Consider the following 13,050-nt stretch of genomic DNA (forward strand, 5'->3'; position numbering starts at 1 on the left):
ACCTAGGATTCGCACGTTGGCCGACCAAGAAGATCCGCCGTCCGGCCCCCCCGAGACGACCGATATCCGTCCCGTTTCGATCACGGATGAGATGAAGCGCTCCTACCTCGATTACGCGATGAGCGTGATCGTGGCGCGTGCGCTGCCGGATGCGCGCGATGGTTTGAAGCCGGTGCATCGGCGCATTCTCTACGCGATGTATGAGAACGGCTTCGAGTGGAACAAGCCGTATCGCAAGTCGGCCCGCACCGTCGGCGACGTGATCGGTAAATATCACCCGCACGGCGATCAGTCGGTCTACGACGCGATGGTGCGCATGGCGCAGGACTTTTCCATGCGTGTGCCGCTCATCGACGGGCAAGGCAATTTCGGTTCGGTCGACGGCGATATGGCCGCCGCGATGCGTTACACCGAGTCGCGCCTTGAGAAGGTCGCGCATTCGCTGCTCGATGACATCGACAAGGACACTGTCGATTACCAGCCGAACTACGACAGTTCGGAACGCGAGCCGAAGGTTCTGCCGGCGAAATTTCCGAACCTGCTGGTCAACGGAGCGGGCGGCATTGCGGTCGGCATGGCGACCAACATCCCGCCGCACAATCTCGGCGAGGTGATCGACGCCTGTGTTGCGCTGATCAACGATCCGGCGCTCGGCATCGACGACCTTATCAACATCGTTCCCGGACCAGATTTCCCGACCGGCGGCATCATATTGGGCCGCCAGGGCATTCGCGCGGCGTACCATCTCGGCCGCGGTTCTGTCGTGATGCGCGGCAAGGTGAATATCGAGACCATCCGCAAGGATCGCGAAGCGATCGTCGTCTCCGAAATTCCCTATCAGGTGAACAAGGCGAGCATGGTCGAGCGCATCGCCGAACTGGTGCGTGAGAAGAAGATCGAAGGCATTTCGGATCTGCGCGACGAATCCGATCGCGACGGGTATCGCGTGGTCGTCGAGTTGAAGCGTGATGCCGTCCCTGAGGTCGTGCTGAATCAGCTTTACAAATTCACGCCGCTGCAAACCAATTTCGGCTGCAACATGGTTGCGCTCGATGGTGGTCGTCCGCTGGTGATGAACCTGAAAGACCTGCTGACGGTCTTCATTGCGTTCCGTGAAAGCGTGGTTTCGCGGCGTACCAAATTCCTGCTCAACAAGGCGCGCGATCGCGCTCATATTTTGGTGGGCCTTGCCATCGCCGTGGCGAACATTGACGAAGTCATTCGCGTCATTCGCACATCTCCCGATCCGAACACCGCGCGCGAGACCCTGATGTCGCGTGAGTGGCCGGCCAAGGACGTAGCGACGATGATCACGTTGATCGACGATCCACGCCACCGCCTAGCCGAGGACGGGACCGCAAGGCTTTCGCTGGAGCAGGCCAAGGCGATCCTCGATCTGCGATTGCAGCGCCTGACGGCGCTCGGCCGCGAGGAAATTTCCGAAGAACTCGACAAGCTCGCGCTGGAAATCGCGGATTACCTCGACATCCTGCGCTCGCGTGCGCGGATTCAGTCGATCATCAAGGACGAACTCGGCGCCGTGAAGGCCGAATTCGCCACACCTCGCCGCACCGTCATTATCGATCAGGAAGGCGAGGTCGAGGACGAAGATCTGATCCAGCGTGAGGACATGGTCGTGACCGTCTCTCACGCGGGCTACGTCAAGCGCGTGCCGCTGTCAACTTATCGTGCGCAGAAGCGTGGCGGCAAGGGCCGGTCGGGAATGCAGACGCGTGACGAGGATTTCGTCAGCCGCCTGTTCGTGGCTTCGACCCATACGCCGGTGCTCTTCTTCTCGTCACGCGGTCAGGTCTACAAGGAAAAGGTCTGGCGTCTGCCGATGGCTGCGCCGAATTCGCGCGGCAAGGCGCTCATCAATATCCTGCCGCTTGAGCAGGGCGAGCGCATCACCACCATTATGCCGCTGCCCGAGGACGAGTCGTCGTGGGCCAATCTTGACGTGATGTTCGCCACCACCGGCGGCAACGTCCGGCGTAACAAGCTGTCCGATTTCGTCGATGTACGCCGTTCGGGCATTATCGCCATGAAGCTCGACGAAGGTGAAGCCATCGTCGATGTGCAGATCGCCACGGAGAATGATGACGTGCTGCTGACTGCCGCGGGCGGGCAGTGCATTCGGTTCCCGGTCACCGATGTGCGCGTGTTCCAGGGCCGCACCTCGATGGGCGTGCGCGGCATCGCGCTTGGCGAGGGCGACAAGCTGATCTCGCTGACGATCCTGCGACATATGGATGTCAATGCAGACGAGCGCGCGGCTTATCTGCGCCGTGCCAACGCCGTGCGGCGTGGTGGCGTCGAGGAAGAGGCGGGCACCGATCAGGAAGAGGCGACGGGCGCGATCGAACTGGGTGAGCAGCGCTATGTCGAGATGTCGGCTTCCGAGCAGTTCGTGCTCACGATCAGCGAGAACGGCTACGGCAAGCGCAGCTCGTCGTTCGAGTACCGCACCACCGGCCGCGGCGGAAAGGGCATCGTCGCGATGTCCGTCAACAACCGCAACGGCAAGCTGGTGGCGTCATTCCCGGTCGAGGACAGCGACCAGATCATGCTGGTGACAGACGCAGGGCAGCTTATTCGCTGCCCGGTCGAGGACATCCGCGTTGCGGGCCGGTCGACCCAAGGCGTGATCGTGTTCGATACGGCCGAGGAGGAACATGTCGTCTCCGTCGAGCACATCACCGACGATGAAGCGGAAAACGGCAACGGCGGCTAGAACCTTGTCCCGGCCTATCGGGCCGGGATCGTGACCTAGATTTCGATTTCAGTTCCGAATTCGACGACCTGTTTAGTGGGCACGCCGAAGAACGCCGCCGTGCGTTCCGCATTCCGCTGAAGAAATGCGAACACGGTTTCACGCCACACCCACATGCCCGCGATTTTCTCACTCGGAATGATCGTCTCGCGGCCGATGTAATAGGTGATGTCACTGAGATCGATGCCCGGAAGTTTGCCCTGTTCGCAGGCAAGCTGCAGTCCATCCAGGATGACCGGGTACTGCATAAAACCGAAGTGGAGGATTACCCGCGTGATGCCCTCGATGACCTCAATTACCTCGGCCCTGTCTTCGTTAGGGATGCGCGGGGCCTCCGCAATCAGGACAGTCACGAGAACGACACGTTGATGCAAGACGTGGTTGTGTTTGACGAACTGCGTCAGCGCGAGCGGCACTCCATTCGCCGCGGAGGCGAGAAACACGGCCGTGCCCGGAAGCCGCGTATGGCATTTGCTGATCGCGGTTTCGATCAGGTCTTCTTCCGGCTGGCGTAGCGCGCCTCGCGCGGCTTCGACGAGCTTCACGCCGCTACGCCATGTCAGCATCAGGAATGCGATGACGGCTGCGATCAGCAACGGAAACCAGCCGCCTTCAAACAGCTTGGCCGAGTTTGCCGCGAAGAAAATGCAATCGATCACAAAGAAGAAGCCATTGACGGCGATGACAATGATCGGCGAATACCCCCACTGAATGGCGACCAGCGCTGCCAGCAGCGTTGTAATGGCCATCAGCAGCGACACGGCGATGCCGTAGGCCCCGGCGAGTGCATCTGATGTGCCGAAGCCGATAACGGCTCCCAGCGTTGCGGCGGCCAGCAGCCAATTGATCAATGGGACATAGATCTGGCCCTTTTCGTCACTCGCCGTGTGCTGGATATGCATCCGAGGCAGGAATCCCAACTGGATGGCCTGCTGCGTGAGGGAGAAGACACCTGTGATGATAGCCTGCGATGCAATCACCGCAGCGACGGTCGCAAAAGCAACGAGCGGGTAGTGTACCCAATCGGGGGCCAGTTGGAAGAACGGGTTTTCAAGAGCCCCGCGATCGGTCAGGAGCAACCCCGCTTGCCCGAAGTAGTTCAGCACAAGGGCTGGCAGCGCAATCGTAAACCATGCGAGTTGGATCGGTGTGCGGCCGAAATGCCCCATATCCGCATACATGGCCTCGCCGCCAGTTACTGCGAGGAACGCTGCGCCCAGGATCGCAAACGAGATGTGGAAATTCTGGCTGGTGAGAAACGTCACTGCGTAGGTCGGGCTGAGGGCCACGAGAACATCGGGATTTTTCGCGATGCCATGTATTCCCAACAGCGCAAGAACGATGAACCAGACCAGCATAAAAGGCCCGAATATTCCGCCGATGAAGCCGGTGCCCTTACGCTGCATCAGGAAAAGACCGATCAGGATGACCACAGTGATGGGAACGACGGCAGGCGCCAGCGAAGGTGCATCGACCTTCAATCCTTCAACGGCACTGAGGACCGAGATCGCAGGCGTGATGGCGCCGTCGCCATACAACAGCGCAGCGCCGATTAGTCCGACGATAAGCAATTTCGCGCGCCACGTTCCAGGTTGAGCATCGCGAGCGTGAAGAAGCGCCAGAAGTGCTACGATCCCGCCTTCGCCGCGATTGTCCGCCCGCATGATCAGCATGGCGTATTTGAACGAAATAATGAGAATCAGTGCCCAGAGGATCAGCGAAACCACGCCGAGAATGGCTTCGTTGGTGAGGGCGCCGCCATGGCTTGCTGCCTTGGCGGCCTCCTTCAAGGCATAAAGCGGGCTGGTCCCGATATCGCCATAGACGACACCAAGGGCTCCGACCGTTGCGGTAATGGGAAGTCCGGGGCTTCGGACTGAGGCTGCGCCATGCACGGCAGTCACTTGCTACCCCCGTCGCTTCGCAAGCATCCAAAACGGACGCCTGCTACAGTCTGCTACCGGGAGCGGAAAATTGCCATGCCGTGCGCTGAATTATTCAAACGGACTGCGAGCGCCAGCCGATTGTGCCGGGGAGTCGTTGAACCGCTAGCCGCGGTCTGTTGTCACCCGCCGTACGGGCTGGATCACGGCTTTTGAGTTTGTGCGGCGCAAGCAGGACGCCTCGATGTTGGGCCAGTTCTGTCCGGCGCAGGTGCTGCCGACGAAAGCGATCGGCAATCGGTCAGCCTTCGCAAGCGCATACGGTGCGCTTGCCTCAACGGAAGGTGCAAAACTCGGGAAAATCGTCACGGCGGCTGCAATGAATGCCGCGATTGTCACTGCCGAGAGTGCCTTTAACATGGTCCGCGTCCCCTGCGATGCTGGCCTTGACGACCGCTTGCGGGGATGACGCGCGGCCGCAGGTAAAGGTTCACGGGATCCTAAAATTTTTAACGCGGGAAACCGCCGCATCCACCGGAACCGTCGCTGCTTGCGGCGGTCGCCGGGCCGGGTTAGGAGGAGGGCATGTCCCGTATTGCGCTTTACCCTGGGTCATTCGACCCCGTTACCAATGGCCATCTGGATGTGGTGCGACAGGCGTGCAGCCTGGTCGACCGGCTGATCGTGGCGATCGGCATCCACCCTGGAAAGGCCCCTCTGTTCCCCGCCGAGGAGCGGCTGCAAATGGTCCGCGAGGTCTTCGCGCCCATCGCAGCCAAAGCCGGGTGCGAGATCGACTGCGTGACCTTCGACGATTTGACCGTGACGGCCGCGCAGCGGGCGGGGGCCACGATCCTGATCCGCGGTCTGCGCGACGGCACTGATCTCGACTACGAAATGCAGATTGCTGGCATGAACCAGACGCTTATGCCGGAGGTCCACACCGTTTTCCTTCCCGCGTCCGCCACCGTCCGCCCGATCACCGCCACACTGGTGCGTCAGATCGCAGGGATGGGCGGCGACGTTTCGCACTTCGTGCCAAAGGCGGTCGCCGCTCGCCTGAAGACAAGATTTGCCGGCTAATCAGCGTCCCAGCAATCCGGAGTCGTCATGATCCGCATCCTCGCCGTTCTCACGGCATTCGTCCTTGCAACACCAGCGTTTTCTCAGGCGCTTCCGCCCGGTCTCGACAAGGCCAATGCCATTGTCATCGACACCACAAAGGGTCGCGTGATCGTCAAGCTGCGCACCGATCTTGCTCCGCAACACGCCGAACGTCTCAAGCAGCTGGCGCGCGACGGTTATTATAACAACGTCCCGTTCCACCGCGTGATCGACGGCTTCATGGCCCAGACCGGCGATGGCCAACGCTTCAACGGCACCGGCGGATCGAAATATCCGAACCTCCCGGCGGAATTCTCCAGCGTTCCGTTCAAGCGAGGTGTTGTCGGCATGGCGCGTTCGAGCGAGCCGAACTCGGCCAACTCGCAGTTTTTCATCATGTTCGCTGACGGCAGCTTCCTGAACAACAAGTACACCGTGATCGGCGAAGTCGTGTCCGGCATGGACGTCGTGGACAAGATCAAGCGCGGCGAGCCGGTTCAGGATCCCGACAAGATGGTCAAGGTGCAGGTCGCCTCCGACATCAAATAATTCAATCTCAGGCAATCCGCGGCCCGTGTGGGGCAAAGCGGCTTTCCCAATCCGCAAAGGAAATATCATGGCAGACAATGAAAACACCCTGATTCTGGAAACCACGCAGGGCCCGGTGACCATCGAGATGCGACCCGACCTGGCGCCTGGCCATGTTGCGCGCATCAAGGAACTTGTGCGCGAGGGATTTTATGACGGCATCGTGTTTCATCGCGTCATTGAAGGCTTCATGGCGCAGACCGGCTGCCCGCAGGGCACCGGCACCGGCGGCTCGGGCAAGAAACTGAAAGCCGAGTTCAACAAGGAGCCGCATGTGCGCGGCACGACGTCGATGGCGCGCGCTGCCAATCCGGATTCCGGCGACAGCCAGTTCTTCATTTGCTTTGACGACGCTGCGTTCCTCAACGGCCAGTATACGGTCTGGGGCAAGGTGACCTCTGGCATGGAGAACGTCGACAAGATCAAGCGCGGCGAGCCGGTGCAGAATCCTGACAAGATCGTCAAGGCGCATATGGCTGCTGACGCGGCCTGATCGGCGCTGTAATCTCTCTTCGAGAACGGATGGCCGGGCATGTCCCGGCCATCGACATTTGAGCATCATGCGTACTGATCTGTTTGATTTCGACCTGCCTGAAGACAATATCGCGCTGCGGCCTGTCAGCCCGCGCGATGCCGCACGTATGCTGGTCGTGCATCCGGAGCAGCCGCTCGCGGATGCCGCGGTTCGCGATCTGCCGCAGTACCTCAAGGCGGGTGATCAGCTTGTGGTCAACGATACCAAGGTCATTCCCGCGCAGTTGACCGGCCGCCGGATTGGCCGCGAGACGGAGCCGAAGATCGAGGCCACGCTGATCAAGCGCATCGACGGATCGCGCTGGCAGGCGCTGGTGAAGCCGGCGAAGAAACTCTCCGAAGGCGATGGCGTGCGCTTCGGCAACGAGGGTCGCGTCTGCCTGCTTGGAAATCTGGACGCGCAGGTCGAACACAAGGGCGAGAACGGCGAAGTCACGCTGGCGTTTTCGTTCCACGGCCCGATTCTGGATCAGGCCATCGCCGATGTCGGCGCACCGCCACTGCCGCCCTATATCGCCTCGCGGCGGACACCGGACGAACGCGACGCTGCCGACTATCAGACCATGTTCGCTGTCAGCGAAGGCGCGGTCGCAGCGCCAACCGCGGGACTGCATTTCACGCCGGCACTCGAAGCCGCTCTAGAAGAACGTGGCATCGGTTTGCACCGTGTCACGCTTCATGTGGGCGCGGGCACGTTCCTTCCGGTCAAGACCGACGATACGTCCGCTCACAAGATGCACGCGGAGTGGGGCACCGTCTCCTCCGAAACGGCCGAGGCTTTGAACGCCGCACGGGTCAAAGGGGGCCGGGTGGTCGCTGTCGGGACGACGTCCTTGCGCCTGCTGGAAAGTGCGGCTGCCGACAACGGCACGATCCAGCCGTTCGGGGGCGAAACCGCTATTTTCATTACCCCCGGTTACAGGTTCAAAGCCGTCGATATCCTCATGACGAATTTCCATCTGCCGCGCTCGACGCTGTTCATGCTGGTCTCGGCCTTCAGCGGACTGGAGACCATGCAGCGGGCCTACGCTCACGCCATCGCAACCGGCTATCGGTTTTATTCGTACGGCGATGCGTCTCTGTTGTTTCGCAAGCCGGCCTGAGTTGGTCCAATGAGCCTTCCCAATCACTTCAAGCTGCTCGGCCGTGACGGCGAGGCGCGGACCGGCGAACTCACGACGCCGCATGGCGTGGTGCGCACACCTGCCTTCATGCCTGTCGGCACGGCAGGCGCGATGAAAGGCATCCACTGGCGCGATATCCGCGACACGGGTGCGGACATCGTGCTCGGCAACACCTATCACCTCATGCTGCGGCCGGGCGCGGAGCGGATCGCCAAACTCGGCGGATTGCAGAAATTCACCACATGGAACGGTCCGATGTTGACCGATTCCGGCGGCTTTCAGGTCATGTCGCTTGCGAAGCTGCGCAAGGTGACCGAGCACGCTGTGACCTTCAGTTCGCATATCGACGGCAGCAAAGTGGAGTTGTCTCCCGAACGCGCCATCGAGGTGCAGCGCCTGCTGGGTTCGGACATCGCCATGCAGCTTGATGAATGTGTGCGGCTGCCGGCGGAGCGCGCGGATATCGAGCGCGCCATGCAGTTATCGATACGGTGGGCCGAACGCAGCAAGCGCGCTTTCGAAACCGCACCTGCGGGATACATGCTGTTCGGCATCGCGCAGGGCGGCGATATCCCCGAACTGCGCCGGGAAAGCACCAGTGCCCTGATCGATATCGGTTTCCACGGCTATGCCGTCGGAGGTCTTGCCGTGGGCGAGCCGCAGGCTGTTATGCTCGCGATGATCGAAGAGGTCGCGCCGTTGCTGCCGCAGGAGCGCCCGCGTTACCTGATGGGCGTAGGCACGCCGGACGACATGCTGGAGGCGATCTCGCGCGGGATCGACATGTTCGATTGTGTGCTGCCGACACGCAACGGCCGCCACGGCCATGCCTTCACGCGAGGCGGTGTAGTGAATTTGCGCAATGCCCGTCACGCCGACGATCCGCGCCCGCTGGACGAGGAGAGCAACTGGCGATCGACGAATAGCTATTCTCGCGCCTATTTGCATCATCTGATCAGGTCCGACGAAGCGCTCGGCGCGATGCTGCTGTCGGAGATCAATATCGCGTACTATCAGAGCCTGATGCAGGGCGCGCGCGCTGCAATCGCGGCGGGGTCCTTCGACGATTTTCGTGCATTGACGCGCGCGGAATGGGCGGCGGGAGATATTCCGCTGCGTTGAGCCTTCAGGTTTAGCTGCAGACGATCCTTGTGGAGTGCTTCGTGACGAAGCCATACCCGCAGTTGTCGCAGGTCCACAGATAGCTGATCACCTCGTCGGAGAGAAACGCGGATGCTTCCGCGGCTATCATCGAGTCCGCGCAAACCGAGCAGATGGGCCGGTCTGCCGTGCGCGAAGGCAGTCGTGACGGTTTGGTCGACAGGATCTCAGCAAGCGCTGGCATCGTGACCTCCCTTACGAGTTTAAGCCTGTGTCGAGTATAGGCTCGGGAGTTTGAAGATGTCGCAACACAAATGCGTTCCTTTTGCGAAATACCATTTTGCGATGCAGCGCATACGCGGATGTGATTGCCTCTTGCGCGCGTCGCCGCCGCACTCTTAATGGTGGAAGTCTTTCGCTCTGCGCAACTTTCTCTCACAATGCACTGATTGATCTGGAGAACCCGGCATGGACACCAAAGCAAATCCTGGCGCTTCACAAACCCACCGCCCCGGGCGCGGACAAATCTACGACAGCATCGTCGATGCATTCGGCGACACGCCTACTGTCAAGCTGCGCCGTCTGCCGGAGCAAAACGGAGTAAAGGCGACAATTCTCGCTAAACTTGAGTATTTCAATCCGGCGGCCAGCGTGAAGGACCGTATCGGCGCGGCAATGGTCATTGCCATGGAGAAAGCCGGCATCATCAATGCCGATACCGTGTTGATCGAGCCGACGTCCGGCAATACCGGCATCGCGCTGGCTTTTGTCGCGGCGTCGCGCGGCTATCGGCTGAAACTGGTGATGCCCGAATCGATGTCGATCGAGCGTCGCAAGATGCTGGCGTTCCTCGGCGCCGAAATCGTCCTGACGCCAGCCGCTCAGGGCATGAAGGGCGCGATTGCCACGGCGGAAGAACTGATCCGCAACACACCGAATTCCGTGATGCCGCAACAGTTCAAGAACCTCGCCAATCCTGAAGTTCATCGACGCACGACGGCCGAGGAAATCTGGAACGACACCAACGGTAACATCGACGTGTTCGTGGCCGGCGTCGGCACCGGCGGCACGATCACCGGCGTGGGCCAAATCCTGAAGCCGCGAAAGCCATCGTTGCGCATTGTTGCCGTCGAGCCGGTGGAGAGCCCGGTCCTATCGGGCGGCCAGCATTCGCCGCACAAGATTCAGGGCATCGGCGCGGGTTTCGTGCCGGACGTTCTTGATCGCAGCGTGATTGATGAGATCGTCAAGGTCGACAGCGCAACTGCCATCGCGATGTCCCGCGCACTTGCGCGCAACGAGGGCATTCCCGGCGGCATCTCATCGGGAGCAGCCATCGCCGCCGCGCTCGAACTCGGCAAGCGGCCGGAGAATGCGGGCAAGACCATTCTTGCGATCGTGCCGTCATTCTCCGAGCGCTATCTCTCGACGGCGCTGTTCGAAGGAATTTGATATGGCATCACCTCCAAGACGACCGCGCACACTGAGCGACGCCAAATCGGAAGCCGAGGCCGCATTCAAAACCGTTACGACCAAAGCGCCGGAGGCAATTCCGAAGCAGGCGGCGATTCCAGGTGTGAAAGAACTCGTCTCGTTGCGGATCGATCAGGATGTGCTGGAGCATTTCCAGGAGGATGGCCCGGGATGGCAGGACCGGATCAATGCCGCGCTTCGCAAGGCGGCTGGAAAAGACGATTGAGGATTTAAGCCACGCGATTGACGCGCGCGGCTTCCTTCTGGGCATCGAAGTCACGCCGGCGGCGCGCCAGATCCTCGGGCGACATGCGTTCGATGTTGTTGTAATCGAGTTTCCATGAAGCGTCCGCGCTCCAGCGCAGCGGCGACTGAACCGTGGTTTGTGGACCTGGCGCGTTTTCCAGCACCTTCAATGCCAGTTCAAGTGTTAGAGCCTGCGACGAGACGTCTTGCGGTTTTCCGGCGGAATTGCCCAATGGAAAATCGCTGAACAGAAATCGCGGCACGGCCGCGTGCTCGACGATGTCCTTGGCGCAACCCATCACCACCGTCGCAATGCCATTGGCTTCGAGATGCCGCGCCGTCAGCGCGATGGTCTGATGACAAACCGGGCAATTCGGCACCAGGACAGCAACATCGACGTCGTCGGCCTTGCAGCGTGCGAGAATATCGGGCGCATCGATGTCGATCGTCGCGCGGTGGCTGCGGTTGGTCGGCGCGCCGAAGAAATGTGGCGCGACCGATCCGATACGGCCCTGGGCGGCAAGGCGACGCAATTGGGCCAACGGAAACCATGTGTTCATATCGGTCGCGGACGTATGCACACGGTCGTAGGCGATGTGGGATATGCGAAGGTCATGCTCCTGCGATGTATCACCAGCATAGACCTGATAGAATTTCGCGCTGCCGTTATACAAGGCGCCCGGTCCCTGATCGCCCTTCGATGGGTCGAAGCGCGCGGCAGTGGTGATGATCGCCACACGCGATGACGCGAGCGGTTTTGTCAGGGGTTGAAAAGGAGCGGCGATGTGATGCGCCCAGCGATAGGGCGTGTCGTATCCGATGGCGAGGTAATAGTCGCGCGTCCGCTGCATGTACGGAACAGGCACGTCAAAATCACGGGCGGCATCCTGTGAAGACGCTGGCAAATCCGTCATGGCGCATTCCCCGAAAACTGGCGAACTAGACGTAGCAGATGCGCTTAACGTCAGCCATATTCAAGGGAATGATGTCGGCCATTCCGGCATCGCGGGCAAGGAAACCAACCCGATGACGGGACCCAGGAAGAAAGACAAGGCTGCGGATGGCGGTAAGCGGAAAAAGCCTGCCGCTGACCCGACCAAGGACGCGCCGTTCAGGGTCGATCCCGATAGCGGCGACTTCGCCATTCCTCGAAACGATCTTAGCGAAGAAGAACTCAAGGAGCTGGAAGACCGCAGGCGCTGATACGCGGCCAACGGCCCAGTCAGAGGATGCGAAACCGCGGAGCCAGAAGATCAGAGAGCGGACAGGTCGGCAGGCACACTGCCGAAGGCTTTCAAAAGCGTCGCATCCTTGAAGTCGCCCGTCATCGGATCGCCCGAGCGTGTGAAAGCCACAGCACCGACGATCCCGGGCGCTCGTGAAAGCGTATCCGCACGTCGAATCGCGGTGGAGGCGCTCTGAAATTCTTCCGCAGCACCGGCCACGACAGACCCTTCGTCGTCGGCGCAAAAGGCAAGAGCAACATAGTAGGAGATATCAGGCATCTGGATTATCCCGTGATGCGTGCATCATGTTCTCTATTTGTTCCAGCGTCAATGAGCGCCTGCGGATAGCTGGCGGCTCGTGTCGCCTCGGTTGCAAACGGGCAGGGTTCCGGCGCAGGTTCGGACAGCGTTTCCCACCGTCCCCAAGGGAATTCCACAACCCAAGCAAAGGCTCGGGGCTGCACTTGACCCACATCCACCCGCCACTTACACAGCCCGGCATGTGATCGGGTAGCTCAGTCGGTAGAGCACGTGACTTTTAATCATGGGGTCATGGGTTCGAATCCCATCCCGATCACCACAATCCAAGCCATCGGCGGACAGCATTCATGCGCCTTGCGCTCATCGCCTTGCTGATGGCTAGCGTGATCGGCCTTCAAACGGCTCGCGCCGATGACGATACCGACGCTGCTATCGAAATAGCCTCGTCAGCCATAGGCGAGGTATTGGCGCTGGGGGACCTGTGCGAATGGAATTTCGCGGCCAGGATCGACCGGCTGATTCAGGACGGCGCGAAATCGTTGCGGTTAAGCCCCGCCCAGCAGAGGGATGTCCGCGCCAGGATCGCCACCGCTCGTCAGCAGACGTTCGGACGGTTTTCAGCAACTGGACAGGCGCGTATGCGAGCGGATGTCTGCAAGCCGGAAGAGCGAACGCGGCTTGAGGCGATGATTGCAAAAATCTCGTTCGACTAGCCACATCGTCGATCGTGGATGTTC

15 protein-coding genes and 1 tRNA gene are annotated in these 13,050 nt (G+C 60.6%); 12 read left to right on the top strand and 4 right to left on the bottom strand.

Annotated features, from left to right (window positions below; all coding sequences use genetic code 11):
• Positions 1-16: 16 nt before the first annotated feature.
• Complete coding sequence (gene gyrA / locus AC1RKJ_RS01420; RefSeq protein WP_492789128.1) at positions 17-2,734, top strand: DNA gyrase subunit A; 2,718 nt, start codon at positions 17-19, stop codon at positions 2,732-2,734.
• A gap of 35 nt (positions 2,735-2,769) precedes the next feature.
• Here gyrA and AC1RKJ_RS01425 read toward each other — a convergent pair whose 3' ends face one another.
• Positions 2,770-4,677, bottom strand: coding sequence for a potassium transporter Kup (locus tag AC1RKJ_RS01425; protein ID WP_492789129.1), 1,908 nt, complete (start codon positions 4,675-4,677; stop codon positions 2,770-2,772).
• 223 nt (positions 4,678-4,900) lie between these two features.
• On the opposite strand from AC1RKJ_RS01425, the gene AC1RKJ_RS01430 reads away from it, so the two are divergent.
• The 6 genes from AC1RKJ_RS01430 (at position 4,901) to tgt (ending at position 9,128) form a co-directional block, all read left to right on the top strand.
• Positions 4,901-5,125 (top strand): hypothetical protein, encoded by a 225-nt coding sequence (locus AC1RKJ_RS01430; RefSeq protein ID WP_492789130.1) that lies wholly within the window; start codon positions 4,901-4,903, stop codon positions 5,123-5,125.
• A gap of 116 nt (positions 5,126-5,241) precedes the next feature.
• On the top strand, positions 5,242-5,739 hold the full coding sequence (gene coaD / locus AC1RKJ_RS01435) for a pantetheine-phosphate adenylyltransferase (RefSeq protein WP_492789131.1): 498 nt from the start codon (positions 5,242-5,244) through the stop codon (positions 5,737-5,739).
• Between the two features lie 27 nt (positions 5,740-5,766).
• Complete coding sequence (locus tag AC1RKJ_RS01440; protein ID WP_492789132.1) at positions 5,767-6,309, top strand: peptidylprolyl isomerase; 543 nt, start codon at positions 5,767-5,769, stop codon at positions 6,307-6,309.
• Positions 6,310-6,376: 67 nt separating this feature from the next.
• Positions 6,377-6,841 carry a peptidylprolyl isomerase gene (locus tag AC1RKJ_RS01445; RefSeq protein WP_492789133.1) on the top strand — a complete coding sequence of 155 codons (465 nt, stop codon included), beginning with the start codon at positions 6,377-6,379 and terminating at the stop codon, positions 6,839-6,841.
• A gap of 67 nt (positions 6,842-6,908) precedes the next feature.
• Entirely contained in the window at positions 6,909-7,985 is a 1,077-nt protein-coding gene (gene queA, locus AC1RKJ_RS01450) for a tRNA preQ1(34) S-adenosylmethionine ribosyltransferase-isomerase QueA (protein ID WP_492789134.1), read from the top strand.
• Positions 7,986-7,994: 9 nt separating this feature from the next.
• Positions 7,995-9,128 (top strand): tRNA guanosine(34) transglycosylase Tgt, encoded by a 1,134-nt coding sequence (gene tgt / locus AC1RKJ_RS01455; RefSeq protein WP_492789135.1) that lies wholly within the window; start codon positions 7,995-7,997, stop codon positions 9,126-9,128.
• A gap of 10 nt (positions 9,129-9,138) precedes the next feature.
• On the opposite strand, the gene AC1RKJ_RS01460 is transcribed toward tgt, so the two are convergent.
• Positions 9,139-9,351 carry a hypothetical protein gene (locus AC1RKJ_RS01460; protein WP_492789136.1) on the bottom strand — a complete coding sequence of 71 codons (213 nt, stop codon included), beginning with the start codon at positions 9,349-9,351 and terminating at the stop codon, positions 9,139-9,141.
• 224 nt (positions 9,352-9,575) lie between these two features.
• Between AC1RKJ_RS01460 and cysK the strand changes: the two genes are divergently transcribed.
• Both cysK and AC1RKJ_RS01470 read left to right on the top strand, forming a co-directional pair.
• Positions 9,576-10,559 (top strand): cysteine synthase A, encoded by a 984-nt coding sequence (gene cysK / locus AC1RKJ_RS01465; protein ID WP_492789137.1) that lies wholly within the window; start codon positions 9,576-9,578, stop codon positions 10,557-10,559.
• A gap of 1 nt (position 10,560) precedes the next feature.
• A complete protein-coding gene (locus tag AC1RKJ_RS01470) occupies positions 10,561-10,806 on the top strand; it encodes a BrnA antitoxin family protein (protein WP_492789138.1) in 246 nt (81 codons plus the stop codon).
• Positions 10,807-10,810: 4 nt separating this feature from the next.
• Here the strand turns inward: AC1RKJ_RS01470 and AC1RKJ_RS01475 are convergent, their stop codons facing one another.
• Entirely contained in the window at positions 10,811-11,740 is a 930-nt protein-coding gene (locus AC1RKJ_RS01475; RefSeq protein ID WP_492789139.1) for a glycine/sarcosine/betaine reductase selenoprotein B family protein, read from the bottom strand.
• Here AC1RKJ_RS01475 and AC1RKJ_RS01480 point away from each other — a divergent pair.
• Complete coding sequence (locus AC1RKJ_RS01480; protein ID WP_492789140.1) at positions 11,739-12,029, top strand: hypothetical protein; 291 nt, start codon at positions 11,739-11,741, stop codon at positions 12,027-12,029. The two genes, AC1RKJ_RS01475 and AC1RKJ_RS01480, sit on opposite strands and share 2 nt — an antisense overlap.
• Before the next feature lie 50 nt (positions 12,030-12,079).
• Here AC1RKJ_RS01480 and AC1RKJ_RS01485 read toward each other — a convergent pair whose 3' ends face one another.
• Positions 12,080-12,331 carry a hypothetical protein gene (locus AC1RKJ_RS01485; RefSeq protein WP_492789141.1) on the bottom strand — a complete coding sequence of 84 codons (252 nt, stop codon included), beginning with the start codon at positions 12,329-12,331 and terminating at the stop codon, positions 12,080-12,082.
• A gap of 225 nt (positions 12,332-12,556) precedes the next feature.
• Between AC1RKJ_RS01485 and AC1RKJ_RS01490 the strand changes: the two genes are divergently transcribed.
• Positions 12,557-12,632, top strand: a tRNA-Lys gene (locus AC1RKJ_RS01490).
• Positions 12,633-12,660: 28 nt separating this feature from the next.
• Positions 12,661-13,026, top strand: coding sequence for a hypothetical protein (locus tag AC1RKJ_RS01495; RefSeq protein WP_492789142.1), 366 nt, complete (start codon positions 12,661-12,663; stop codon positions 13,024-13,026).
• Positions 13,027-13,050 lie beyond the last annotated feature (24 nt).

It is taken from the genome of Afipia sp. GW822-FHT04G07 (genome assembly GCF_058800765.1).